The organism is Neptunomonas sp. (assembly GCF_041601355.1).
Classification (GTDB): domain Bacteria; phylum Pseudomonadota; class Gammaproteobacteria; order Pseudomonadales; family Balneatricaceae; genus Neptunomonas.
Genome location: NZ_JBFIIH010000057.1, coordinates 1 through 24,278, shown reverse-complemented (window position 1 = coordinate 24,278; position 24,278 = coordinate 1). Strand labels below are relative to the sequence as shown.

The window sequence follows — 24,278 nt, the reverse complement described above, 5'->3', positions numbered from 1 at the left end:
TTTCCTGCGCCATACTGTCGGCAAGATTCTCAGCACTTGTCTCGGCATAACGATTTAACGCTTCTTTAAACAAATTATCTTTACTACCGAAAGCCGCGTAAATACTGCCAGGACGCATATCAACCACATCTTGTAGATTTCTCATTGACGTTGCGTGATATCCCTTTTTCCAATAAAGATTCTTTGCTTTTTCGATCACTTCATCGCGATTAAACCTGGCTTGTTTACTCATGATAATTGCCTTAAAAACTGTTGCCTTAACCTTTTTCTTAAAAGAACAAAAACCTGGTAACAATGACGTCACCAGGTTTTTAATTGCCGCGCTTATCCTGAATCAAAAAAGTTATTCTGGCTTTAGCGCCAGTACTTTATCGATATCTTCAGCACAATGGCGATTTTCAAGTTGTTCCCACTCATCCCCCCAATCCCGGTTGACAATACGACCTCGTTGGACTGCCGGACGCGCTAACATGGCTTTCGCCCAACGTTGAATATGTGTGTAATCTTCCACCTGAAGAAATTCTTTCGCATCGTAAAGATTACCCAGAATTAAGTTGCCGTACCAAGGCCAGGTTGCAATGTCCGCAATACTGAGTTCATCCCCTGCGATAAATTCATTTTTCGCCAATTGCTTATCTAATACATCTAACTGGCGCTTAGTTTCCATCGTAAAACGATTAATTGAATATTCAAATTTCTCTGGTGCGTAAGAATAGAAATGACCGAAACCACCGCCTAAATAGGGCGCAGAACCGTGTAACCAGAATAGCCAGTTGAAGACTTGAGTACGTTTAGTGCCTTTTTCAGGAAGAAATGCACCAAATTTTTCAGCAAGATAAACTAAAATTGAAGCCGATTCAAAAATTGGTTCAGGATTCTGGCTCGAGTAATCAACTAAAGCCGGGATCTTAGAGTTAGGGTTAATATCCACAAAGCCCGATGAGAATTGCTCACCCTCACCAATTTTGATCATGTGGGCATCGTATTCCGCATTCTTACCGAGTGCTAACAACTCTTCTAACATGATGGTGATTTTTTGGCCATTAGGCGTGCCCATTGAGTACAATTGCAAACCATGCTGACCAACAGGTAATGCTTTTTCATAGGTCGCGCCTGAAACCGGACGGTTTACATTTGCCCATTTACCGCCACTTTCTGCATCATGAGTCCAGATCTTTGGTGGTGTGTATTGGTTTTCCACTCTCATCACTCCTGGGGCTATGAGACTTTTTTATCAAAGTTTTGCGGGTAGAGTGCGCGTGCTGCCTCTTCATCAAAATCTGACTTAAACTCAATGTCTTTATCGATGTTTCGTGCTCTTTCTACGGCAGGACGAGCATTGACGCTGGCAAACCAGCGTTTTAAGTTCGGATAGTTTTCTAAACCTTCCCCGCCTAACACAGGCATTGCTTTATCAATCCAACCCCATGCTGAAATATCTGCAATTGAATATTCATCACCCACTATATAGTCACGGCCTTCCATGTGTGTTTCCAGCACTTCATAATGACGTTCAGCTTCACGAAGATAGCGATTAATTGCATAAGGCACTTGCTCTGGAGCTTTATGTCTAAAGTGAACAGATTGACCTGAAAACGGACCTAAACCTGTCGCTAAAAACATTAACCACGACATCATTTCACTACGATCTTCTGCCTTACCTGCTAATAGTCCTGTTTTTTCGGATAGGTACATTAAAATAGCAGTCGAATCAAATACGCGTTTGCCATCGTCTTCAATTGCCGGTGTTTTACCATTTGGGTTAATCGCACGGAATTCCGGTGTATGTTGTTCACCTTTCATTGTATCTACCGGGATCAATTCATAAGGTAAACCTGCCTCTTCAAGGTAAAGAGCAACTTTCATTGGGTTTGGCGTTTGGTGAAAATATAACTTAAGCATATTGCTATCCTATTAGAGTCAGTGATTTAGAGTCAGTGATTTAGAGTCAGTGATGTTTTATTCAATCAGAACAGTTGTTCCTTAAAGCTGAAACTACTGTAAACAAAACTGAACGATCGTTCAAGTATATTTTTGACCGATCGTTCATATATTTTTTAAGACTCTGAATTAAATTCGTTTTTTCTTACGTTGCATGCAGGAAATTTGCTATGGGCAGATCGCAAACTGGTTTCAGCCCATGTAAGCGCCTTTCGGGAAATGATGTTTGAAAAGGTGAATCAATCGTTGATGGTTTATCAACGATTACTGATCATTGAGCCTTTTAACCCTTTTCTTGTAGACATACAACGCAGCACTAATTGCGGCAAAAAATACCAAATGCAGCACAAACTTAACATCCAGACTGAAGTTGAAGCCGGGCAACTGGTTAACCTTAATATGCTGAAAAGAAACCAACTGTACGATCATTGCGTTGGCGGGCGGCGCTATGATCGTTGTCAGCCATGAGAAGGCTAAAGTAAACAGTGCAACCAATGCCAATCGCGCAGTGCTCAGAATAACGACACCACACAACAAACCATAAAACACAGATACGGCCAAATGAGCAGCCCAGGCAATGGTCACGGCAGCGACGCTACTCCAGTTACCAAGTTGCTGATACGCCGCCGCATGCCGACTTGTTAATGTCGCCATTCCAAACAAAGGCTGAGTGACTATAAATACAACACCCATCACTGCACCGAGAAGACAAGCCATGAGTAAAAGTTGCGCTGGAGAACTGTGCTGTGGCTTGTTTAATGAAGTGCTGCCCCCTACTCTGAGGCGTTGTGTCTTATCTCGTAAAGTCCCTTCAGAAATTGCGTTACGAATGACGGCCATAGTTTTTTCTCTTCCTATTCTTGATGGTTTAATTTCTCTTCAACTAAAATGACAGGCAACTTACGCATCAGAGATGCGGCAGCAGGATTTCAGTTAATGGCGAAGACTATAACCATACCTGAACGATCGCTCAAGCAATTTTTGAACAAGTGATCAAAATTATGTATAGAGTCATTATGGCGATTACCACTAAACGCAAGCGTTGTTGCGTTGTTTTGCACGCGACTATCAGCTTGATTACGGCATTAATTCTGCTTCTGTTTGTGAACCTTTAAGCGATATCAATGCCAGCCGCATCAGCCGCTCGGGCAGAGTCCGATTTACCCACCTCTGGTTTTTCGGCCTATGTCCAGCGATGTGGTGCAATGGGAGTAAAGGTGATAGAACTAAAAAAGTTGAGTAAAGTTATTGGTGAAGCCATTAAGCCCCCAGATCCAGCTTTAGTTGAAATGATAACCAACCCCGAACTGGTTTAACGCTATGAAATTAATTAAAGAATACCTAACTATCCGGCGACAATCCGAGGATATCTGTTGTCGACTTGCCACTGAAGATTTCGTTGTGCAACCCGTACCTGAGGTTAGTCCGCCCAAATGGCATCTGGCCCATATTAGCTGGTTTTTTGAGGAACTTATCCTGTGCAAAAATCTTCCTGGCTACCAACGCTTTAATCAGCAATACGCAGTTTTATTTAACTCTTACTACAAGGCTGCAGGCGAGCACTGGATTCAAGGAGAGCGCGGGCAACTTTCCAGACCCAGCGTCGAAGAAGTCTACGCCTATCGAAGATATGTCGATGAGCATATGGTCGCTTTTCTGGAAAATCATAAAATTACTGCAGAAACCAGCCAGTTATTAATTTTAGGTTTGCACCACGAACAGCAACACCAAGAGTTGTTGTTAATGGATATCAAATACATCCTTGGGATGAATCCAATTGAGGTGAAATATTCTGCTACAGCCCTACCTGAAGCCGATAAGCCGTTAGCAGCGTGGAGCCGTTTTCAGGAAGGCACTTATCAAATAGGCCATCAAGGCACTGAGTTTTCATTTGATAACGAACGACCTAAACACACTGCATATTTGCACAAGTATGGTATTTCAGAAAGCCTGGTGAGCAATGGTGAATATCTGGAGTTCATTAACAGTAAAGACTATAACAACCACAAGCTCTGGCTTAGTCTTGGCTGGGACTGGAAAAACAAATACCAGATCAAGCGCCCTCTTTACTGGCGTGACGATAAAAAAGAAGGCTTATTAGAATTTACGCTGCACGGCGTACAGCGATTAGATTTGAACAAGCCGGTAGCACATATTAGTTATTTTGAGGCCGATGCTTTTGCAGCATGGAAAGGTTGTCGACTTCCGACTGAGTTTGAAGCGGAGCAATTTTTGAACAATGCTCCAAACATAAATGCTGGCAAGAGCAGCAGCGAACAATTATTTCATGCGAACGACGCCAACCAGATAACCGATCAACTTTGGTTCTGGACAAGCAGCCACTACTCACCTTACCCGGGTTTCCGACCTTTTTCAGGCATGGTCGAAGAATACAACGGTAAGTTTATGTGTCAGCAATTCGTTCTCAAAGGCGGCTGTATTGCGACACCACAGAATCATTACCGACATAGTTATCGGAATTTTTATTTCCCGGAACAACGTTGGATGTTTTCTGGCATAAGACTCACCAGAGATATTTAATCCCTGCTTCCAATGCATGAAAAAAAATTCGCCATTAATTATCAGCCAATATATTAAATGCTTCGCCTATTGTCTGGTAACTACTGGGCTTATCAATCTGCTGAGCGATTAAATCGACAGGTATTCTCGGTTTTAACAGATCGTCAAACATGGCAGGATTGGTCATGCTCTCGTCAAGCCAGGCATTTATTAGCGCAGGCTCTGGTGGTAGTAAGAGTGGCGAAGCTTTCGTGTGAATCTTGCTCAGCTTTGGATGCGGAGGCAATGTAATGACCGAGCAAGACAACGCTAGTTTGCCTGTTTGCTGGTTCTTCCACTCCCGGCATAAACCGCCCAGCAGCAAACCGCCGTCTTTTGCTACCAGGTCATGATAGTGCATGGGTTTACCATTGACGTATTCGGTTTCACCAAACCCTTTTGCGGGTATTACGCAGCGGCTGTGCCGAAACGCTTGATAACCTGCAGAGCCTTTAACGTTGAGTTTGTCGAAACGGGTGTTAAACGAGGTATATCTTGATGGTTTAAAGCCTGTAGCCGATGGCTCTAGCAGTAGCCACCAGATTGCGTTGTCCATTCTTCGCACCCCTTGCTTTTGGCGGACAATACTGACGTTTTGTGCGGCATGGATAAAGCGGCTGTAGATGGGTGTATCTGCGAACAGCTGGATCTGCAGGTCTTCATACAGCCCGACCACAGCAGGTTCGTCACCGATATTTAATCTACCGCACATACTCTCTTCCTCTTCCAAATCATCTTTATCTTAATGCGTTAACAAGCAGGCTAAAAGTCTTTCATGGCGATCGTTAACTTCATAAATATGGCCAATAATTTTAACTTCACTTCAGATAATCGGCCCACCACTCATAATGGAAGGCGTTAGGTAGCGGCTTTTTTCAATTTTTTGCATAGAAATGCTCTCAAAAAAATTTAAGATAAGCTCATTTTAATTGCGTGTGATATTGTAAATGTACATAAATATCAAGTTCAGAATAATATTCTTTCAGGGATATAAAATGTACAAAGATATGATGAGCGGAGATTTAATATAATCAGTGCAACACTCATGATGGAAGCTTTATTCTAATGGAAAGTCAGAATCTACCTTATATTGAAGTGCTAACACATGGAGCTACAAAACCACTAGCGGCTGAGCCGATTTACCCGTGGTATTCTTCAAGGCGCTTTCGTATTTTTGTTACGACTTTTATTTTGGCTGCCATTATTGGTTTAATTTATGTTTTCTTACAGCCAGCTATTTATCAAAGTAATGTTACCTTATTAACGGTCGCGCCTTCCCCAATAGACCAGCAAACTGAAGAGATTAATGTTCAGCATGTCGCCATTCAAGGTAATGTTTTAACCGGACAGTCTCTTCTTACTTCCACCAGAGAGGCACTTTCCTCCCTTGAGAGTGACGACATTCCTGACACGATAAGCTTACGTAATATGCTTTCTCTGAGTTTAATAGCAGAAACAAACTTGATTAAATTGGTTGCCGAGGGTGAAAACCCAGGATTTTTGGCACTGTTTCTCAATACATTGATTGACCAATACGAAACTCAGCGTCTGCAACAGATCAAAAAAGACACTGCTGAAACGACTAATGCTTTACAGCAACAATTTGAATTATTAGGTGAAAAGGTTGATCAAAAACGTAATCAGATTGATACCTTTCGTAATCAACATAGTATTTTATCGGCTGGCAGGGATGAGAACCAAGTTTCTGCACGACTCAATGGCCTGACAAGTGCTTTAAATACCGCCGAAGAAGCCGAGATAAATGCAAAAGCAAAATTAGCGGCGGTTAAACAAGCCATTAACAGCGGGCTGCCGGTTGTACCAGATGCAGATAAAAGAAGTTTGGCTAACCTGGAAGAACGAGCTCAGGAACTAAGTGAGCAGCTAACTGAGCTTGATCGACGTTATACCCGTCAATATATGGCATTACAACCAAATTTAAGAGTAGTACCTGAACAATTAAATAAATTGAAACAAGAAATTCTTCAACAAAAAATTGTTGGGCAAAATATAGTATTAAGTGAAGCTGAGCAAGATTACACTGCAGCACAACAAGCAGCTATTGAACTAAGGCGTGAAATTGAACAGTACAAACAAGTGGCTACTGAATTTACACGGCGCTTTTCCGAGCATGAAGCGCTTGTTGAAGATTTAACACAGTTAGAAGAGAGTTATCGGGCTATACAAAGCCGCCTTACTCAAATAGCCGTCATTCAACGTGAAAAATTCCCACAGTTTCAGGTGATAGAACCCGCGTTCAAACCCAATTCGCCAATACGCCCTGACTATTATCAAAATACAGGTATTGTACTTGCTGTATCATTATTACTTGGCTTGCTGGCTATTTGGTTATTTGAGTTTTTAAAAAGTGACAGTGCTGCTGAAAATCCTGCATTTGCAAGTTGGTCCCGCATTCGCAGTAATGAGCCGGGCTTAAATATTAGCCAGAATACTACAGATAAACTTGAAAACAGAAACAGTAGGTCGATCACTCAGGCAATTATTCAAGAAGGAGTCAGAGAACTAACGTTTAACGAGTTGCAAAGGCTGCTGGAAGCCAGCAGCTCAAAAGGACAGCTTGTTATAACTGCCCTGCTTCAAGGATTATCACTGAGTGAAATATGTAACTTATCAACAACTGAAATAAATACTGCTGACAGTCACTTTGATGTACCTGGCTCCCCAAATAGGCAGCTGCCTGTTTCAAAAAAGCTGGCAGAGCTGATAAATAAGAATGTCGATTTTGATATTACTGAAAGCGAAGCTATCTCACTCATTAACTGTGCAGCTTTTGATGCACAAATGACAGACAGTAGTTGCATTTCGGCGGAGTCTGTTCGTTATAGTTATATAAACTTCTTAATCCGCCAAGGTATAACATTGGTTGATTTGGAAAATGTCATAGGTGCATTGCCTGCTCAAGTCGTTTCCGAATATATGCAACTTGCAGATAAAACTCCACGAAAAAACATTACTGAAATCAACCTTGTTTATCCACTTCTGGTAAGTTAAACATTCTATTCTTATCTGAATTTTGCAAGAAAACACCTGGCTAAGCATTCAAGTCGGCATGGTAAGCCTGCAACTAAAAATAAATCCTGAATGACCTTTTCTCTTTGTGATATAGGTTATGATTAACCAAAGTCAGCCCAGACTTTGCGAATAAAACCGGCTTCAATCACTTATGTGATAAAGACGACAAAAAGGCGGGGCCTGACATTAATCTTAAGCACATTCAACACAGAGGGTGTAATTATGCTTATTACCTTTTCGTGCCCTGCCTGCGGGAACATAACCATGTTCGGCGATCAGGCAGTAACCCTTCTTAAATTAATGGGGCACAGTGGCCATGTGCCCGGCACCCTGTTAGCAGCAGATATCCCGGCTTCGTTGAAACGACTTGAGGACGCACTCGCAGAGAACAAACAGCAGGCTGAACTGCAGGATTGTGAGCAAACTGAGGACGACGACGAGCCACCAGTAAGCCTCTCCAAACGTGCCTTGCCACTCATTAAATTACTAAAGGCAGCGAAAGTGAACGCATCTAACGTAATGTGGGACATCAGCAGCAAATACAACACCGGCATCTAACGACCAAACGGGCTGAAATGCCTGTCCGGGTGTTAAGTGGTATATCTATCTTATGTGAAGTGCGCAGGGACCTGTATTTAATTTCATTCGGTTGGTCCGGGTATACGTGTTTTGCGTGATTTCTTGACAGTTATTCTTGGGCCGTTGTTTTCCCGAGGCGCCATCCGCTTACTGTCTACCTCTATTTTTGAGCGGCCAAACTCTATACCTTGTCTGAGCAACTTCGCCTGTTCTATTGCACTAAACCCATCAGCCTGTTTAATCCGGATTGTTGATGGCTCATTGAACGAACCCTCTTCTACGATCACCGTAAACCCAGACTCATGGACTACATAATTAGACTCTTTTTTCCATTCCAACGTAAAAAACCTTCATTCATGTGACTCATATATATATAAAGATGTTGCACCTTGCTTACTCCAATCGGATAAACTTATCTGGTAATTAAACCAGCGGCTTCCTTTTTTAAAATCTAAGCAACAACTTAGATATATCATAACATGTTAAAAAGCACTGTACGTTATTGACAGGGCTTTAAAGGAAAGCAAAATGATCGCCCTGAGATACCAGTAGCAGAATAATGCCCAAACAAGATACAACCCAACTCAAGGTATACTACGACGCTGCCTGCCCACTCTGTCGGCGTGAGCGGCACCGCTATGAGTCATGGCAAAAAACTGCTGAGGGTGTGATATGGCTCGATGTAAACACTCACCATGAGCACTTGCTTGCACGTGGCATAGTGCCTCGTGACGCAATATTGTCGCTGCACGTCGAAGATGCAAGCGGCCAATTTCATAACGGTATTGATGCCTATGTGCTGTTAATGAGCAGAGTACCGCGCTTACGCCCGCTAGGGTGGTTAATTGGACTGCCAATCCTCAAACCCATCCTGACCTGCCTATACGAATTTTTGGTTCGCCGCAGACTCGCCCGAGACGGACGACTTTAGGTTATGCATGAAAATGGCGTAAGCTCACTTCTTTTATTTCAAGTTATCACTGACTAACTGCAGAGGTCGGCGCAATGAGACATTATTTGAAACCTATTAACTCTTTGCTGCCAGTGCTTCTTACCGCGCTCGTTCTTGATGGCTGTGAGCATGTTGACAAGCCTAAGCAAGCATCTTTAGCGATGCTAACAGAGAATGCTGCCAGGTATGATAAAACTCAAGTGACCACCCGTGGCATAGTTCGTCGCTTCGAGGCACCGCTACACTACTGGATAGAAGACGAAGATTTGCATCGGGTCGAAGTATTTCCTCATGACAGAGTGGCTCTTTTTTTGGACGAAACTGTATTAGTGGAGGGCCACTTCCGTTTCTCGTACAGTGAAGGACGGCGACTTACGCTGACTAAAATCAAGCGGGAATGAAGACAAAACAGGCAAGGCTGTTTGCTAACGTCAAAGCACAGACCCATGGTGAGTTTGTCTACTTAGAAACAGCGTGAACAAAACTAAGCGTGTCGCGGCTTATTCAAAGTGCCATTCATCTGAAAGGCCGGGAATCTTAGCAAGAGTTTTATGCCCGCTAGTGGTGGAGTGCTCCGCTTGTTTCACTAAACGTTGCATAAATATCTGCCAGACATTAGTGACCGGAATACTGTTATCCAGTCGCTCAAGTAATTCGATTGGATCTCCACGACGCAACTGTCCGCTTTCTAATACCCGGTAGTACCACCCTGAGATCGCTTCTGACATAATCACGGAGGCGATATGTGCATTTCCATATTTATGATTCACTTTCCAACAGGGACGACGTGGCTGAGACACCTGCACGATGGCAGTGCCAAGCCGAAAAGTATCACCGATATGTACGTCGGTATCCAGTAGCCCCTGTGTCGATATATTTTCACCAATAGAGCCGGGTTGAAAACTCACACTCAGATGGGGTAAGGCCTGTTGCAGCACCGCGTAATTTTCTGCCGGGTAATGATAGATCGCTTTTTCCGGGCCACCATGTACCCGTTTATCCACCTGAATATCGCCACTCAACCCAAACTCACCGATCTGATGGGTTTTTTCCGAGGGCATTTTAAAAATTCCCGTGGCCGTATTCCCCGGGCCTATGGTCGATATCTCGCCGATATAGAGTCCCTCTATCGAGGCGCTGTGCTGCTTTTTCTCGCTATCCATGATGTATCCCCCTGTAACCGTCAGTTGATCTGTTTAGAGTCGCGAGCCTGGAATAACCGGCTTCAGAGCGCACCTTTAGCGGTACCTCACCGAAGAGCTACCCTTAGTGCTAATAGCTCTCTCGCCCGGCTCGCAATATACCTTCGCTGATGAGGCTCCGGTGATGATGCCAGTGGCGGATTGAGAAGCACAAATTGAGAGTGAAACAGCTCCGGATATTTGTATAGATGCGTGCTTCACTTTCAGGTTTCGAAGCTTAACAGATCCGGCTCCTGAAGCTTCTAGTTGTAAAGAAGCCGCTCTGCCAGTACCTGAAATAGTACCAGCTCCGCTACGCTGAATGTGAATGCTCTGCTCGGTAGCAACATCAAGTTTGGTATTGCCTGCGCCGCTTACCCGGAGTAACAAACCCGATGGGAAGTTACCCATGATTTCAGAGTTTCCGGCTCCGGATAAACGTACTTTTTCAAGTGATGTGGCCCAAACAACAATGTCATAGGGCGGTTCGCTGTTGCCCGGTCCGCCAATTTGTAAGTGACCATCACGAACAGTGGGTTCATTTTTATCTAAATAGTTAGAATCACCCGTTATGGTTACGGAATTTTCAGAACCCAACTTAGCAAGCAGGTTGTAACTACCAGAGACAGATAGCGTCGAATAGTTTTGCAGTTTGAATTTCTTCGTTACCGTTACGCCACGTGGGATGGAACCGGATTGACCGGAACAATTAACGCTTGCATAACTGCCTGCAGAGGAAGCTACGGCTGATCCATTTCCAGAGCAGCTAACACTTACACTGCTGTCAGCCAATAACACGCCTGGTGTCAGTAGTAGCATTGTTGTGAAAAGTACTGTTGATGATAATTTCATGAGCATCTTCTGCCTTTTCAAGTGCGCTCTATCAGCCCTTTATATGAGGAACGCATCCTTATTAATTCCGCGAATGATTCCTCATGAACTCTAAGCGCTTGATATTTATCTGAAAACACACAAAGAGCCGCCCAAAACCATTAGGGAAAGGATAAACGAAGTTTTCATTGACTCTCTTAAGCGATATTAGACTGTATAAATACACAAATATTGAGAAAGAACTGCTCAATGACTCACTCCCCATTCCTTCGGTCTATTCCGGGGTACATGCTGGTTAGGCCCTATAGTCTTAGAACCATAGCGACATATTTATACTGGATCAAGACCTATATTTTATTGCAGCCTCCTTATGCAAATAGAGACTGGCTAATCGCCTGTTTCTCAGAAACGACTGTCTGCAGAGGTTTCTTTTGACCAACCAATTTCCCTTTGTTCCAGGGTGGGTGTTTATTGGGGAGTGTCATGACAAATCTCCATTCATGGATTGGAGACTAACATTTTAGAATCACCAGGAGAGATAGTCGCTCAACGCCCCCAAACTGACATTAACGCTGAACATCAGCCGCCGACGAAAAAGGTTGTCTGGATTTGCCTGGTTAGGTCCGTTCAATTAGCTACGGCGTGTCTGATGGTTGCCAGGACGACAGTCGTTAGGGCGCCAATAATTGACGCTATGGCAGCAATCAATGCGGCTTTGAGGCCGTCTCCTGCTGTCGAACCAAGCCACCAGGCCTTCCTCAGGCTCGGGTTTTTCTGGCCCTCCAATATTCCTCTCTGACTCTATGTTTCTTTTGTCCTGTGAGATCTCCAGTGTGAACTTTTGATGTTCATTGTATAAGAAGCTTAAATGGGCATCCGCTCTTTCAAGGAGCTTTTCTAGGTCACTTTCATTTCAAGCTCGTCAGGCGCATCTGTATCAGCAAAGAGCATATCCCGCTCGGTTTTGAGAAATATGACAAGACGTTCTGTCTCGTGTATCGCTACTTCCCAGTAGCCCTGTGTCAGTTCTAGTCGGAACTAATACACATTAGATCCACTGCACACCTTCTCTAAAAAAATAAAGAGTGACCATTGCCACTCTTTATATAGGCCGCTAAATATAAGCCGCTAATTATTTATCAAAGAAAGCTTCATTCGTACCATAAGGTCCTAGATTCAGGTCACGTTTACGGATTACATCAATGCGGTCAAACGCCTCTTCAGCAACACGTAAATTTTCAACATCTTTACGCCAGTAATATTTAAACCCATCGAAATGCGCATTGTCAGGATACCAATATATGACGCCTAGCCCTTTGTCGGAAAGAATAGGTGTGTTATGAATAGTAGCACCTGGAATATAGAAGTACTGCCCTAAACTTAGGGGTTTAAACTCGTTGTCTGCCAGTGTTTTACTTCCACCGGTGACGACATAGTAACACTCAGGTTGACCATGAAAATGTGGTGCGTGGTCAGATCTGCCACCATTTGTGATACCAATAACTATTGGGCTATCTGATAGCTCTTTCCAAAGATAACCAACAGGTGCATTTTTCAAATCACACTGTTCAGCTTCCATAATTTTACCGTCGTCATCCATCGTCTTACAGAAGCGTTGATCGGGTGCGATACTGTCGTTAGATTTAATCGAGTTAAAATCGACTTTTTTAGCTTCCCAATCGGCAATATAAGCCTCAACTAGCGGATCTCTGCACTGTTCTGGTATGGTATCTTGCGGCGAGTAAGGTGTACTGTCATAAGGTACAGGCGTCATTTGTTGATACGGTAATTGAGCGTGCTCCGGACCTGCCGCCATTGTCGTAGTTGATGCCAGGGCGGCCACCACACAGATCAGTTTTAATTTCATCATTATCATCCTATTTTTCTATTGACGCCCATAGCCATTGCGATAGTGCAATGCATTTAGGCTCTACTCAAACTGAAGGTATATGTCTTGTGTCCACTAAATAATGCCGGTCTACAGTAAGAGGCAATATTGCTTCGATAAATCCCCATTAAGGGGTAATCTAAAATGGTTAGCGAGATAGTTATTCAGGAAAACGGTGGACTGAAATGGATCCTCGAAAAGCCGACTATGCAACCAGCCTCGGCTTGTGTTGATATTTCATAATCTGACAAGACGGCGGCGGCATTGGCCAGTCCAGGGGACTGTGGGATCAGGGATGAGGGATAAGTGATGAGAACAGTAGTCAGGGGCAGCCATACAGACCGGAGAGAATGACTATTCTTGCTGAGTGAGTTTTCGCGGGAACAGGTTGCTTGGCATATTTACAGGGTCCGCTGGTCTGCCTTGACAGAGCCCGTTGCGATCCATCGTTGGCAGGTGAGCAACGTAATACTTAGTTCTCACAGGCCTTGAACTTACTGGCCCCGCGGACAACCGTCGTGTTTAAGTGCTGCAGCGATCTGTACTATCTTCAACATGTTGTTACAAGGAGCAGTGAATCCTGGAACCATCCCATCGTGAATAATGGTCGCTATCTGTGCGAGCACCTCCAGCCTCCACTTCCCATAACCAGACGTACTCCCAATCCTCAGCATCAACGAAACTCGCATTTCGGCGGCTCCTCGATGCATAGGCTCCAACCTGATTCCAAACAGATACTCGTATGTAATCGGCAATCCGCCTTCTGCTACTCATACCACCACTGGAGTTGCATCTGCGTGTCTCAGATGTTCCACGGACACGCGTCCAAGCCCCAAATAAACCAGGAATGACACGCCAACTATTCGCTTGACGAAGCCAGTAGCAACCTGGATTCGGACTAAAGAAACGTGAGTCCTCAACCTGTTCAATTTCTTTTATTTCGCCTAACTTATTGCCTGTGCGCTTATCACGGACCTGATCGTCGACGATTTCCAGGTCTAACTGACTGATAATACGTTTTACCTTTGACTCGCTTACAGGACTTTGCACTCCAGACGTTTTTTGTTTCCAATTCCATAACGTTGCAAGCCTTGCACCCTCCTTGCTTAACTTCTTGATTATTTTCGCTGGAACTTTTTTTTCAAATATTTCAATGACACCTTTTAAAGTTGCTATATCGCCAATCCTTGATATGGAAACTTCTGCAAGAATAGCTTCTCCCATCACTGCCCGGAGAATGAAAGAGTCATTTATTTTCTTCGATACCACTTGAACCTTATCCTTGTTGGCAACAACAAATACTGTCACGTGATTCTTGATCATGTTGCACATTATTAGTCTCCTTGCTTGCTTAGCTAATTATTTTAAAACGACCGTATAAAATCTATTATTCACCTTACTCCCTCTACTTCAACGCAATTGAGCAGGCCTGAATTAAATTTAAGATAGCGAAGATTGAATTTATATGGGCGATGGAAACTATTAAGAAGGAGTCATAGATTCGGGGTTATTTAAAAGAAGGAAAACTGGATTTCAGATAAAGTGCAACACATTTAAAAGGACACAATTACACTATATTGCTGGAGATATCGAAGGTCATTCTCAGATAGATATAACAGGATAATTAATTCAAAGCGGCATCTGAGTTAATGAAACAGATGTAAATATAAAATAGGTTTTTCTATGCAACACATTGATTCTTTTTTGTGGAAAATCTGTTGAGAACCAGTGATTGTTGCAGAGAACCCTTCTGAGCCTCCTCCCCTTTTCTTCCTGTTCAGTGTTGCCTCTGTCCCGACTCAGGCGAGTCAGCAGATTGGGTTTTCAGCCATAGGGTAGCGTAGGTGTCACGCTGTCTTGACGAGAACGCACAGAATATCAACGCTGCTGATGGAATAAAGGTTGCCAGGGCGAAGATAATACCGACGACAATCGTTACAGAGTTGCTGCTAAATGTGGGCTCGATCAAATGCTTGATCAGGCCAAGCATTAATGGTCCGAAAGCGGAGATCCCACTAAAGGTAACCAGAATTACCCCATAATATGTCAGGGCGCTTTTTTCCAAATGCGGCCCAAAAAAGTAATTGCATTGGCTTTTCGGATGCAGATTTATTCTCTGATTCTTTGTCTTCTATGTCGAAAAGCCTGTAAAAACTTTTTTCGTATTTCAAACCGAGTTCTGGTTCGAGAATAGCTCTAACGTAAGACCGGAGTCGCAGGATGTCGTCCAGTTGATATGCAATGGAGCACATGAGCATTGAGACAATTGGCGAGATCACGAACAAAAGATCCCAAAAATTTAAGGTAAGGGCTGTGGTAATTATTGCTCCGGACACGATCGGGATGGCCAACCATATTCTACCCGTAGATTCGTACTTTTTTTTAAATCTCGTTCCTCTGTGTGATCCATGACCAAAATGCTCCTCTTGGGTTGTTGTATGATTTTTGATGCCTAGAGACAATACAGGCAAGCGTACCGACAGCTAGTCGATGTCATTAACAACTTATCTCTCTGATCATAATCCCAGCTAAGAATTTTTCGGGTACTCAAATCCAAGTCGATAAAATAACGTGTCTCTTTGTCTTCTTTTTTTTGGATTACCTATTCACTGGACCTCAGATACAGCAACCACGTAATTTTTGCCGTAGGCTTTTGCGCACTTAGGGCAGGTGGTATAGAAAAAATATGTTTTTTTAACATGAAGGCCCTTTTGTTTAACAAAACTATCCATTTCTTTTTCCCATTCGGGCACTTTTTTATATGGCCCCTCAAATACCTTTGTTAAAAAGTCACCTGTCATTGTGACCATTTCATTCCCGGGGACGTCCTTGGTTATAGAGAAATAGTGCTCGCCAGTCCAGGCAGATGGGTCATAAGACATGACAATAAAGTTTTCATCACTATATGCATGTGATTCTTCTATGTCTGATAGGGTTTTTCGATAAACTGAACCCATATTAATAGGGATGTGAAATATGCTTCTTGTCTTGGCCTTAAGAAATAGTTTGTCTTTGAAATGCAACTCTTGATCGTCCCATCCTTCTTGTTTGAATTTAGGGCAGCAATTTGTTGGATTGTCGCTCATGTCATATTTAGGCAATGCATTAGTTTCCATCAGAATACCTCCTATCGATTCAAGCGATTGAGCTTCATAAAGAACATATCAGTCGTTTATGAGGAACGCGTCCTGATAATAATTATCAAGAATCCTTATAATTCCGCGAATGATTTTTCATAAACTCTAATCACCTGATATTTATAAAAAATAATACACACTGAAATACCACCAAAACTAATAAGGAAAGCATAGTTACAAGCTTCAGTGTTTTCTGGATATCTTGGCGTATTTCTTTTGCCTCAGTTAGCAATATTCAAGCAGATATATTAAATAGACTACTCGCATTGCAGCCTTTATTTCAACGCAATTGAGGAGGCCTTAATTAAATATCAGATAGGAAAGGCAAGTCTCTCAATGACTAAACAGACGAAAGAGCATGGCATGTGTTGCGACAAAGCGTAACTCACATAAAGGAAAATCCGGGCCAAAAAAAAGTTGGCTGAATTAAGTAAACTGTCCCCGGAATAACAAAACTTTTTACTGCTGAATTCTGCCGTCAACAATTGTGATCACTCTGTCGGCGGCAGTGGCGAAACGGGTTTCGTGGGTGACGACCGCTACGGCGCGATGATGCTGGTGCGCCAGCTCTTTCAGGATGTTCTCCACATTCTGGCTTGAGGTCGAATCCAGGTTGCCGGTCGGTTCGTCAGCGAGAATAAGCAGCGGGTCATTGGCCAGCGCCCGGGCGATGGCAACACGCTGACTCTGGCCACCGGAAAGTTGGTGCGGCAGTTTATGCTGCTGTTCCTTAAGTCCCAGATCCGTCAGCAACGATGCCGCACGGCTGCGAATCTGTTCGTCGGACATCCGCCCCAGACGCTGCATGGGTAACATCACATTTTCCAGCGCCGAGAATTCTGGCAACAGGAAATGAAACTGAAAAACAAAACCCAGCTCCGCAAGGCGTAATTCGGCGAGCTTGTCCTCGCTGTAGGCAGAGACGTTTTCGTCATTCATCCAGACAGTTCCGCTGGTCGGCGTATCAAGGAGTCCGAGCAGGTAGAGCAAAGAGGATTTCCCCGATCCAGAGGGTCCCGTTATCACCACAAACTCCCCGCGCCGGATCTCCAGCCCCACATCTTCCACCAACGTAACGGGCACTTCGCCGAAAAGTGTGCGTGTCAGATGCTCGGTTTTTATAACGATATCGCTCATACCCCACCCCGCAGAATATCAACCGGCTGGACACGTGCGCCCTTTCGCGCCGGCAGAAATGCGGCAATGAGTGCTGCGCCCAGTGCGAACCCGCTGGCAATGGCAAATTGCATCCACCCCCAGTCAAGTGGCATCACGATGGGCTCCGTGCTGCCCGGCGGTTTAAACTCAATCTGCATCAGCGTATACATCAGGGTGCTGCCTAGCGGCAGGCCAAGCAAACTGCCGATAATGCCCAGGATGAAGCCCTGTATCACAAAAATACGCTGTATATCGCGGGCAAGAAAACCCATGGATTTGAGGATTGCGATATCGCGATGCTTCTCCATCACCACCGTGGAAATGACATTATAAATCCCAAATGCTGCCACGATCAGCACGGAACTGACCACGCTGTACATAATGATATTACGGATAGCGAGTGTACTCATTATGTCTTCAGATGCTTCCTGCCATGAGATGCTTTTGTAACTGAAACGACTTTCAAGATCGGCGGCGATCTCACGGGCGCGGTAAGGATCCGGCAGCTTAACGATAATGGTATTGGCCCGATGCGGACGATTCATCAATACCTGCATACTCTTGAGCGAGACAAATCCATGGTTCAGATCAAAGTCTGACCTTCCGGTGCGGAAAACGCCAAGAATCTTCGCGGTACGCACCTGTCCTGTTGGCGCGGTGACGGTAACGTTATCGCCGCGCTCCAGAGAGAAGGTCCGTAGCAACTCCTCGCCGAGGACAATACCGTTAGGATTTGCGATCAGGTCGCTGATGCTACCGGAAATCATGTATTCCTGAATGGTGACGACATCCTGGATATCTTCGGGGATCATACCATCCAGGGCGACAGCAATATTCTTCCCCGCAAAACTCAAGACGCCCTGCCCTGTAAGCATTGGGGAAGCCTCTACCCCCGGCAGGGTACGCAGGTAATCGACAACCTGTTCGTAACCACGAATGCCCCGCGTTTCGGTCACGGGTTTGACGCTACGCACCTCGATCGCACCCTTGCTGTTATAGAGCCGTTCGACCGGCTGCAGGCGCGGATTGCGATAGGTATCCGTGACAAAAATATGGGGCATATTATCGATTAGCCGCCGGATAAAATCCTTTTCCGACCCCTGCATCAGCGAGGAAATTGTCAGGAAAAACGCCACACCCAGTACGATACCAAGCAACGAAACCAGGCTTTGCCGTTTACGAGCAAGCAGATGCTTGACGGCGATAGTTGCCAGCAATCGCATGACTATTCCCCCTGTTGCACCATCCGGTAGCGTATTTTCAGGCCTTCTTTCAACTCGGTCCCGGACTTCAGAACAATGACATCATCCGCTTCAATGCCGCTGAGAATCTCCGTTTCCTTAATGCCCTTAGCACCGATGGAAACCTTACGCTTCACCAGCTTACCCTCTTCGACCAGCCAGACATTTCCCTGCATCACTGCGCCGGAAGGCAACAACAACGCTTCTGTTGTTTCGCGGATAATAATATTGGTTTCAGCGGTCATACCGATCATCAGTGGGGTTTCTTCGTTGAACCCAATACGCACACGATAACTGCGCGATACCGGATCACCCTTAGGCGTGATGTTTTGTACCATGCCTTCATACGTCTGCTCGGGAAATGCATCGGCGCGAATAAGCACCTTCTGGCCCGTCTGCACAAGAGCAATATCTTCTTCATCCACTTCCGCGGAAATCCGCAGCGACGAACAGCATGCAAGCCAGAATACCGGCTGATTCGCAGGAATCAACTGACCGACCTCCCCGTCACGACGAATAATGCGGCCATCAGCCGGCGCCACCAGCTTCATGAAATCAGATTCGGCAGCAGCCCTGGCCACGGCAGCCTCCGCCGACTCCCATTCCGCACGAGCGCTGTCATGCTCTGTTTTGGATATGAGATTGCGCTTGAGCAGGGTTTGTATACGTTCAAATTCATGCTTCGCAAATGCTTCACGAGCCTGCGCTTCCCGGATCTTCTGACGTAAGTCTTCGTCCTCCATCTGGGCGAGCAGTTGGTCTTTTTTTACACTAACGCCTTCATCCACAAGCAACGTCATCAGGCGCGCGGCGATGCGCGGGGCAATCGGCAGCATGACAGACGGCTCCACCGTTCCGGTCGCATAGACCGCCTGCACGGCCAATCCACGGTGCGGATGAATAACGTCCACACTGTCGCCCCACAACCAGCGGATGGCAGCCCCTCCACCCACGAGCAGACACACGACCAATAGGATAACTAACAGAGACTTACCCTGCCAAAGAAACTGCATCGATTTCATCTGCCTCCTTTATGCGTAAGTAAACTGATTATGTCAGACAAGGGCTTGATTCTTTATCCTGAACATTGCCCATTATCTCTCTGCTATATTTACAATTTTATCTTCTTTTACTTTCAGACTCAGTTAGCGTTGATTGCTTTAACGTGCTGCGGGTTAATCGATGAGGAAAAAATACGGCTGGTGATCTTTAATATTACTGCTGATGACACCTTTTGGAAACTGAGGGTTCGCAGATATGATGTTATATTAGAAAACTCTGAAAGTCAGGATTTGGCACCCGCCTGCATAAACACTTGACATAAGACGATGGTAAATAGATTTATCGGAAGCAAAGAGCACATCACGCTCTCATTGTCACCCTTCAAACTGTGCAATTAATGTTCTGTTACGTCCCGATTTTTTTGCCTCATAAAGGGCGTTATCAGATAATTTAAGTAACATATCAAGGCCTGCAACAGCATTTTTTCGCGTAACGACTAAGCCTATACTTACTGTGATTTTTATATCGTCTATTGCACTTGCTTCAACACTTCTTCTTAACTTCTCCGCTAATAGAAAGGCGTTTTTTTCATCAATATCCTGCAATAACAATACAAACTCTTCACCGCCAACCCTTGCTATCAAGTCATGGGCTCTTAAGCTCGTAGTGAATATATTAGCCAGGTTTATAAGAACCCTATCGCCAGCCTGATGACCGTATGTATCATTAACGCGCTTAAAAAAATCAACATCGATAGATAGCAATGCAAATGTTGATAAGTTTCTGGACACTTGATAAATGACTTTTTCAACTTGTGCTTGCAGTTCGCGCCTATTTATTAAACCTGTCAGTGGGTCCGTCGTTGCGAGACTAAATAACTCTTGCGACTGTTGTTCAAGTTTTTCATTCGCTTTTAACAGCTCGCTATGAAGTTTATCCCGGTTGGCACACTCGTATAGTGACCAATAAGAGATACCTTTCAGGCCTAGTTTTATATTGGCTACAACAGCTATTCTTTGTCCATTTTTACCAACCCACGTTATCTGAATTTCTTGTGCAATTGATTCATTTATCAAGAGTGGAAAAATATAGCTATCCATAAAAATATTGGAGGCTTTACTCATATATTGAGAGATATTGCTATCAATCATCTGCTTTTCAGGCTGGTCACTTAAGTCGCAGATATAAGTATTGCAAAAGATAATTTTTCTATCTTTATTAACTATCAAATGCCCCGAATGAAAGTGATCCATATCCTGAAAGCTGCTTGTCACCATTAGATTATGACTCGACAAATTTAAATACTAACGGAATAATTTCTTGATGATTTGTCATATGTAAGCAATGGCCTTCTGCTTCTAACATCCGCAGTTCACTATTAGGGATATTGTCAGCCATATAATGGCCAATACGCGGGCTGGCCAAGGCATCGGATGAACTTTGTAATATCTGCACCGGGCAGGTTATATGGGGTAAAATATGTCTATGATCAGAGAAAAAAGTGGCTTTAGCAAAGGTCTTTGCCACTACCGGGTCTGTGCTACAGAAACTTCCGGATAATTCACCAATAAGTTCTTGTGGTTGTGAAGTTCCCATCACCAGTGGAGCTAAATAGTTTGCCCAGCCAATATAATTTTTATCCATTAGTTCAATTAACTCTTCTAAGTCACTTCTTTCAAAACCGCCTTCATAATCGGGTGGCATGTTAATAAAACACGGTGATGGGCAAACCATTACAATCTTCTTAATTATGTCGGGTATCTCTATAGAAGCAATTGAGGCAATTATAGAACTGACAGAGTGCGCAATAATGGTGACATCTTTCAATTGTAACTCTTCAATAATATCTGTGATGTCTTTAGCGTAACCTTCTAAGGCCGAGTATCGCTCTTTTGAATAATCATTTAACAAAGAATTACCAGAGCCAACATAATCAAACAATACAATTTGATAGTGAGCTTCTAATTCAGGTAATAAAAATCTCCACATATTCTGGTCGCAGCCGAATCCATGCGCGAGCATTAACGTAGGCGCATTATTTTTCCCAATTACTTTTACATTATTTCGTATTTTCACATTACTCATATTACTAACGTCCGGTTCATTGTCAGTTTACAGCCTGAATCAGTGACTTCGTCGGCTGGATATCGTCATCTTTGTTAATTCTAGCACCGCTTTTGAAAAACAGGATCTTATCTCTCCGGTTCAGGCCATTATTCTGTGTAACCGGTTTTTTGTTATGTTGATTTGTCGGCGACGCTGGGTCGCCAGTAAGCCGTTTGCGCCAGTGAAAAAGCGGCTAAAGCCAATGGCCTTTTTTCACATATGCGAACTTTCCTATCTGAAATTCAATTAAGGTCTGCTCAATTACGTTGAAAAAACGGATGTAAAGCGAATAATCGTCCTGATACGTTCGTTTATTAATAACTCACTGAGGACAAAGAAATGAGCCAAGATACAGTGAAAGATATTCAAGAAACGCTGGAGCCTGTAACTATGATTACTGACATCAACAAATCAACCGCGGAAAAGCTAATCGCTCTGCAGACTGAATATATGACTGCCCTATTCAACGCTGGATTGGCACAGATGAAAGCACTGAGCGGCGTGGCAGAGCCTAAAGAAGCGTTCGAACTACAGATTCAATTCTTCAAAGATTTAGATGCCAAGCTGGCTAACATTACTGAAAAAGAAGTCGCCATGCTGTCAGAAACAAAAGAACAATTGATGGACGTTATAGGAAAAAATATTTCTGTCATGTCTGATATGTATGGCATAGCCGAAGTCACCAAGCCCATGCCGAATGCCCGGAAAAAAACTAAAGAGGCGATTAACCTCTCTGCACATAAACAAAACGGCCTCTCAAACAAAGCCGCTTCCACTCGTAAAAGCGCTTGATTGGTAAAAGGGCCCGGTTCGTAAAGTCATGAAGATTTTTCTTCATCAGTTGCGTCAGGCCATTAACTCATCAGTACCTCCACCAGAAAGATCCGCTACTACTGGCATGTACTGAAGTGTTTCCAGGGTCTTTTTCGCGATTAACAGAAACTTAAGTTAAGGTTCTGGAGTAAAAGATCATGAAGGCAATGGTATTTACACAATATGGATCACCGGATGGTCTTGAACTTAAGGAGGTCTCTAAACCTGCGCCGAAGGATGATGAATTACTGATTCGTGTTCACGCCTCGTCCATTAATTCCTGGGACTGGGAGTTTCTGAACGGTATACCCTTTATAAACCGGCTCATGTATGGCCTCCTGAAGCCAAAGCCGGGGAAGCAGATACTCGGCGCTGACATAGCGGGGACTGTCGAGACCATCGGAAAAAAGGTCACACACTTCCAACTGGGTGATGAGGTGTTCGGCGATCTCTGGGATAACTGGGGTGGTTTTGCAGAATATGTTTGCGCACCCGAAACGGCCCTGGAACTGAAACCCATAGTTTCGACGTTTGAAGAAGCAGCCGCTGTACCCCAGGCCGGCGTTCTGGCTCTGCAAGGGCTTCGTAAAGCCGGGCCATTGCAAGCAGGACAGAAGGTATTAATTAATGGCGCGGGTGGCGGTGTAGGTACCTTTGCCATTCAACTGGCCAAGCTCGCCGGGACTGAGGTAACGGGCGTCGACGCCGCACACAAGTTGAATGTCATTCTATCGCTGGGTGCCGATCATACTATCGACTACGCTCAAGAAGATTTTACCAAAATGGGAGAGCTCTACGATCTGATTATCGATTGTCAGAACTATCGATCCATGTTTGATATCAAACGAGCTTTAAAACCCGATGGCGTCTACGCAATGGTCGGGGGATCAATACCAAGGGTCTACCAACTTTGGTTCCTTAGTTCTTGTGCGCCGTTTACCCGCGAAAGCAGGAAACTTTGTTTGGTGGCGGAGGGACCCAACAAAGGCCTGGCAGACCTGAAGCGGTTTATCGAAGCCGGCACGCTCGTGCCTATTGTTGACAGTATTTATCCATTAGAAGAAGTGCCTGAAGCGATGCGTTACTTCGGCGAAGGGCTACACCAGGGAAAGATTGTGATTACCATGGATAGCCAGGCGTAATCCCGTCAGGAGACACAATCTTCGAGCTCATCCGGTTTTTGTGAGACCGTTCACAGGGCTACTAGGCCCTAAACGAAAAGTCCTCGGCCTTGATTTTGCAGGAACGGTCGATGCGGTCGCAAGAGGTGTCACGAAGTTTGCGCAAGGAGATCGCGTTTTCGGACTAACGCCGGATGGTTACGGCGCGCAGATAGAGTCTGGCAGCCACCATGGCATGGCATGGAGAGAATGGATGAGAAAAATACATTACATGCCAGTGCGGGCTAACCGCAAATGGTAATCCAGCTAAGCCTGAGGAGAAACGATGATGGAAGATATACACCCGAACTTATCACTTCTGAAAAATCTTAATCTGCAAGACCTGGATGCGTGTAGGAGTATTTTGGCTGACAATTTTGTTTGGCACTACTTCAATCGGCATATACCCGACTTGGAAGGTGACTATCGCGGTGTTGACGGGTTGAAGAGTTTCTTTGCCAAGCTGGGTGAAAGAAGCGACAGTAGTTTCCGCGTTAATGTAATTGATATCAGGACGGCCGGTGATGAACTAGTAGTCACTCAAGTGTGCAATAGCATGAACCTTGAAGGCAGCTTAATGGAATTTGATGCTGTTGTTGTTTGGCGAATCGTCAATGGTCAAGTTGCAGAAGCCTGGGATATTCCGGCAGTCAATACGATTCGGTCTGTCGAGAAGAGTTAGATGTAGTAGCTCAGC

The 24,278-nt window shown here is 44.4% G+C and carries 27 protein-coding genes; 10 read left to right on the top strand and 17 right to left on the bottom strand.

The features are described from left to right. The 4 genes from ABY436_RS10700 to ABY436_RS10685 all read right to left on the bottom strand — a co-directional run. Positions 1-232, bottom strand: a 232-nt coding sequence (locus ABY436_RS10700) for a TetR/AcrR family transcriptional regulator (protein ID WP_372738965.1), incomplete at its 3' end; no start/stop codon positions are given. 111 nt (positions 233-343) lie between these two features. After that, positions 344-1,207 carry a glutathione-dependent disulfide-bond oxidoreductase gene (gene yghU, locus ABY436_RS10695; protein ID WP_372738964.1) on the bottom strand — a complete coding sequence of 288 codons (864 nt, stop codon included), beginning with the start codon at positions 1,205-1,207 and terminating at the stop codon, positions 344-346. An 11-nt stretch (positions 1,208-1,218) separates the two neighbouring features. Continuing rightward, a complete protein-coding gene (locus ABY436_RS10690; RefSeq protein ID WP_372738963.1) occupies positions 1,219-1,902 on the bottom strand; it encodes a glutathione S-transferase family protein in 684 nt (227 codons plus the stop codon). 303 nt (positions 1,903-2,205) lie between these two features. Next, complete coding sequence (locus tag ABY436_RS10685; RefSeq protein ID WP_372738962.1) at positions 2,206-2,781, bottom strand: hypothetical protein; 576 nt, start codon at positions 2,779-2,781, stop codon at positions 2,206-2,208. A 284-nt stretch (positions 2,782-3,065) separates the two neighbouring features. On the opposite strand from ABY436_RS10685, the gene ABY436_RS10680 reads away from it, so the two are divergent. Together ABY436_RS10680 and egtB are read left to right on the top strand one after the other, a co-directional pair. After that, positions 3,066-3,257 carry a hypothetical protein gene (locus ABY436_RS10680; protein WP_372738961.1) on the top strand — a complete coding sequence of 64 codons (192 nt, stop codon included), beginning with the start codon at positions 3,066-3,068 and terminating at the stop codon, positions 3,255-3,257. A gap of 4 nt (positions 3,258-3,261) precedes the next feature. Beyond that, the gene (gene egtB / locus ABY436_RS10675; protein WP_372738960.1) at positions 3,262-4,482 is read left to right on the top strand and encodes an ergothioneine biosynthesis protein EgtB; all 1,221 of its coding nucleotides are present in this window, start codon (positions 3,262-3,264) and stop codon (positions 4,480-4,482) included. Between the two features lie 34 nt (positions 4,483-4,516). Here egtB and ABY436_RS10670 read toward each other — a convergent pair whose 3' ends face one another. Next, positions 4,517-5,212 carry an SOS response-associated peptidase family protein gene (locus ABY436_RS10670; RefSeq protein WP_372738959.1) on the bottom strand — a complete coding sequence of 232 codons (696 nt, stop codon included), beginning with the start codon at positions 5,210-5,212 and terminating at the stop codon, positions 4,517-4,519. Positions 5,213-5,565: 353 nt separating this feature from the next. Between ABY436_RS10670 and ABY436_RS10665 the strand changes: the two genes are divergently transcribed. Both ABY436_RS10665 and ABY436_RS10660 read left to right on the top strand, forming a co-directional pair. Next, the gene (locus tag ABY436_RS10665; RefSeq protein WP_372738958.1) at positions 5,566-7,512 is read left to right on the top strand and encodes a hypothetical protein; all 1,947 of its coding nucleotides are present in this window, start codon (positions 5,566-5,568) and stop codon (positions 7,510-7,512) included. Between the two features lie 243 nt (positions 7,513-7,755). After that, a complete protein-coding gene (locus tag ABY436_RS10660) occupies positions 7,756-8,091 on the top strand; it encodes a DUF1840 domain-containing protein (RefSeq protein WP_372738957.1) in 336 nt (111 codons plus the stop codon). A gap of 83 nt (positions 8,092-8,174) precedes the next feature. Here the strand turns inward: ABY436_RS10660 and ABY436_RS10655 are convergent, their stop codons facing one another. Continuing rightward, entirely contained in the window at positions 8,175-8,450 is a 276-nt protein-coding gene (locus ABY436_RS10655) for a hypothetical protein (protein WP_372738956.1), read from the bottom strand. A 221-nt stretch (positions 8,451-8,671) separates the two neighbouring features. Here ABY436_RS10655 and ABY436_RS10650 point away from each other — a divergent pair, with 221 nt between their 5' ends. Both ABY436_RS10650 and ABY436_RS10645 read left to right on the top strand, forming a co-directional pair. After that, positions 8,672-9,043, top strand: coding sequence for a thiol-disulfide oxidoreductase DCC family protein (locus ABY436_RS10650; RefSeq protein ID WP_372738955.1), 372 nt, complete (start codon positions 8,672-8,674; stop codon positions 9,041-9,043). A 74-nt stretch (positions 9,044-9,117) separates the two neighbouring features. Beyond that, the gene (locus ABY436_RS10645) at positions 9,118-9,465 is read left to right on the top strand and encodes a hypothetical protein (RefSeq protein WP_372738954.1); all 348 of its coding nucleotides are present in this window, start codon (positions 9,118-9,120) and stop codon (positions 9,463-9,465) included. A gap of 99 nt (positions 9,466-9,564) precedes the next feature. On the opposite strand, the gene ABY436_RS10640 is transcribed toward ABY436_RS10645, so the two are convergent. The 11 genes from ABY436_RS10640 to ABY436_RS10590 form a co-directional block, all read right to left on the bottom strand. Then, the gene (locus ABY436_RS10640; RefSeq protein ID WP_372738953.1) at positions 9,565-10,227 is read right to left on the bottom strand and encodes an MOSC domain-containing protein; all 663 of its coding nucleotides are present in this window, start codon (positions 10,225-10,227) and stop codon (positions 9,565-9,567) included. 75 nt (positions 10,228-10,302) lie between these two features. Next, positions 10,303-11,097 carry a head GIN domain-containing protein gene (locus tag ABY436_RS10635; protein WP_372738952.1) on the bottom strand — a complete coding sequence of 265 codons (795 nt, stop codon included), beginning with the start codon at positions 11,095-11,097 and terminating at the stop codon, positions 10,303-10,305. Between the two features lie 1,111 nt (positions 11,098-12,208). Then, the gene (locus ABY436_RS10630; protein WP_372738951.1) at positions 12,209-12,946 is read right to left on the bottom strand and encodes a hypothetical protein; all 738 of its coding nucleotides are present in this window, start codon (positions 12,944-12,946) and stop codon (positions 12,209-12,211) included. A gap of 579 nt (positions 12,947-13,525) precedes the next feature. Continuing rightward, positions 13,526-14,296: a hypothetical protein gene (locus ABY436_RS10625; RefSeq protein ID WP_372738950.1), complete on the bottom strand. Its 771-nt coding sequence runs from the start codon at positions 14,294-14,296 to the stop codon at positions 13,526-13,528. 445 nt (positions 14,297-14,741) lie between these two features. Beyond that, positions 14,742-14,954, bottom strand: coding sequence for a hypothetical protein (locus ABY436_RS10620; protein WP_372738949.1), 213 nt, complete (start codon positions 14,952-14,954; stop codon positions 14,742-14,744). A 616-nt stretch (positions 14,955-15,570) separates the two neighbouring features. Beyond that, positions 15,571-16,080 (bottom strand): hydrolase, encoded by a 510-nt coding sequence (locus ABY436_RS10615; protein WP_372738948.1) that lies wholly within the window; start codon positions 16,078-16,080, stop codon positions 15,571-15,573. Between the two features lie 480 nt (positions 16,081-16,560). Continuing rightward, on the bottom strand, positions 16,561-17,238 hold the full coding sequence (locus ABY436_RS10610; protein WP_372738947.1) for an ABC transporter ATP-binding protein: 678 nt from the start codon (positions 17,236-17,238) through the stop codon (positions 16,561-16,563). Then, positions 17,235-18,482 (bottom strand): ABC transporter permease, encoded by a 1,248-nt coding sequence (locus ABY436_RS10605; RefSeq protein WP_372738946.1) that lies wholly within the window; start codon positions 18,480-18,482, stop codon positions 17,235-17,237. The genes ABY436_RS10610 and ABY436_RS10605 overlap by 4 nt, the downstream gene beginning before the upstream one ends. A gap of 2 nt (positions 18,483-18,484) precedes the next feature. Continuing rightward, complete coding sequence (locus tag ABY436_RS10600) at positions 18,485-19,522, bottom strand: efflux RND transporter periplasmic adaptor subunit (RefSeq protein ID WP_372738945.1); 1,038 nt, start codon at positions 19,520-19,522, stop codon at positions 18,485-18,487. A 354-nt stretch (positions 19,523-19,876) separates the two neighbouring features. Then, entirely contained in the window at positions 19,877-20,755 is an 879-nt protein-coding gene (locus tag ABY436_RS10595; protein WP_372738944.1) for a GGDEF domain-containing protein, read from the bottom strand. A gap of 28 nt (positions 20,756-20,783) precedes the next feature. Further along, positions 20,784-21,587: an alpha/beta fold hydrolase gene (locus tag ABY436_RS10590; RefSeq protein ID WP_372738943.1), complete on the bottom strand. Its 804-nt coding sequence runs from the start codon at positions 21,585-21,587 to the stop codon at positions 20,784-20,786. Between the two features lie 360 nt (positions 21,588-21,947). Here ABY436_RS10590 and ABY436_RS10585 point away from each other — a divergent pair, with 360 nt between their 5' ends. The 4 genes from ABY436_RS10585 (at position 21,948) to ABY436_RS10570 (ending at position 24,263) form a co-directional block, all read left to right on the top strand. Next, positions 21,948-22,400 carry a phasin family protein gene (locus ABY436_RS10585; protein WP_372738942.1) on the top strand — a complete coding sequence of 151 codons (453 nt, stop codon included), beginning with the start codon at positions 21,948-21,950 and terminating at the stop codon, positions 22,398-22,400. A 179-nt stretch (positions 22,401-22,579) separates the two neighbouring features. Beyond that, on the top strand, positions 22,580-23,563 hold the full coding sequence (locus ABY436_RS10580) for an NAD(P)-dependent alcohol dehydrogenase (protein ID WP_372738941.1): 984 nt from the start codon (positions 22,580-22,582) through the stop codon (positions 23,561-23,563). A 40-nt stretch (positions 23,564-23,603) separates the two neighbouring features. After that, on the top strand, positions 23,604-23,843 hold the full coding sequence (locus ABY436_RS10575) for an alcohol dehydrogenase catalytic domain-containing protein (RefSeq protein ID WP_372738940.1): 240 nt from the start codon (positions 23,604-23,606) through the stop codon (positions 23,841-23,843). 24 nt (positions 23,844-23,867) lie between these two features. Then, positions 23,868-24,263, top strand: a complete 396-nt coding sequence (locus ABY436_RS10570) for a nuclear transport factor 2 family protein (protein WP_372738939.1) — start codon at positions 23,868-23,870, stop codon at positions 24,261-24,263. Positions 24,264-24,278 lie beyond the last annotated feature (15 nt).

Coding starts and splice junctions, on each gene's coding strand:
- yghU (WP_372738964.1), bottom strand. CDS start 1,207: ATGAGAGTGGAAAACCAATACACACCACCAAAGATCTGGACTCATGAT.
- ABY436_RS10690 (WP_372738963.1), bottom strand. CDS start 1,902: ATGCTTAAGTTATATTTTCACCAAACGCCAAACCCAATGAAAGTTGCT.
- ABY436_RS10685 (WP_372738962.1), bottom strand. CDS start 2,781: ATGGCCGTCATTCGTAACGCAATTTCTGAAGGGACTTTACGAGATAAG.
- ABY436_RS10680 (WP_372738961.1), top strand. CDS start 3,066: ATGCCAGCCGCATCAGCCGCTCGGGCAGAGTCCGATTTACCCACCTCT.
- egtB (WP_372738960.1), top strand. CDS start 3,262: ATGAAATTAATTAAAGAATACCTAACTATCCGGCGACAATCCGAGGAT.
- ABY436_RS10670 (WP_372738959.1), bottom strand. CDS start 5,212: ATGTGCGGTAGATTAAATATCGGTGACGAACCTGCTGTGGTCGGGCTG.
- ABY436_RS10665 (WP_372738958.1), top strand. CDS start 5,566: ATGGAAAGTCAGAATCTACCTTATATTGAAGTGCTAACACATGGAGCT.
- ABY436_RS10660 (WP_372738957.1), top strand. CDS start 7,756: ATGCTTATTACCTTTTCGTGCCCTGCCTGCGGGAACATAACCATGTTC.
- ABY436_RS10650 (WP_372738955.1), top strand. CDS start 8,672: ATGCCCAAACAAGATACAACCCAACTCAAGGTATACTACGACGCTGCC.
- ABY436_RS10645 (WP_372738954.1), top strand. CDS start 9,118: ATGAGACATTATTTGAAACCTATTAACTCTTTGCTGCCAGTGCTTCTT.
- ABY436_RS10640 (WP_372738953.1), bottom strand. CDS start 10,227: ATGGATAGCGAGAAAAAGCAGCACAGCGCCTCGATAGAGGGACTCTAT.
- ABY436_RS10635 (WP_372738952.1), bottom strand. CDS start 11,097: ATGAAATTATCATCAACAGTACTTTTCACAACAATGCTACTACTGACA.
- ABY436_RS10630 (WP_372738951.1), bottom strand. CDS start 12,946: ATGATGAAATTAAAACTGATCTGTGTGGTGGCCGCCCTGGCATCAACT.
- ABY436_RS10625 (WP_372738950.1), bottom strand. CDS start 14,296: ATGTGCAACATGATCAAGAATCACGTGACAGTATTTGTTGTTGCCAAC.
- ABY436_RS10620 (WP_372738949.1), bottom strand. CDS start 14,954: ATGCTTGGCCTGATCAAGCATTTGATCGAGCCCACATTTAGCAGCAAC.
- ABY436_RS10615 (WP_372738948.1), bottom strand. CDS start 16,080: ATGGAAACTAATGCATTGCCTAAATATGACATGAGCGACAATCCAACA.
- ABY436_RS10610 (WP_372738947.1), bottom strand. CDS start 17,238: ATGAGCGATATCGTTATAAAAACCGAGCATCTGACACGCACACTTTTC.
- ABY436_RS10605 (WP_372738946.1), bottom strand. CDS start 18,482: ATGCGATTGCTGGCAACTATCGCCGTCAAGCATCTGCTTGCTCGTAAA.
- ABY436_RS10600 (WP_372738945.1), bottom strand. CDS start 19,522: ATGAAATCGATGCAGTTTCTTTGGCAGGGTAAGTCTCTGTTAGTTATC.
- ABY436_RS10595 (WP_372738944.1), bottom strand. CDS start 20,755: ATGGATCACTTTCATTCGGGGCATTTGATAGTTAATAAAGATAGAAAA.
- ABY436_RS10590 (WP_372738943.1), bottom strand. CDS start 21,587: ATGAGTAATGTGAAAATACGAAATAATGTAAAAGTAATTGGGAAAAAT.
- ABY436_RS10585 (WP_372738942.1), top strand. CDS start 21,948: ATGAGCCAAGATACAGTGAAAGATATTCAAGAAACGCTGGAGCCTGTA.
- ABY436_RS10580 (WP_372738941.1), top strand. CDS start 22,580: ATGAAGGCAATGGTATTTACACAATATGGATCACCGGATGGTCTTGAA.
- ABY436_RS10570 (WP_372738939.1), top strand. CDS start 23,868: ATGATGGAAGATATACACCCGAACTTATCACTTCTGAAAAATCTTAAT.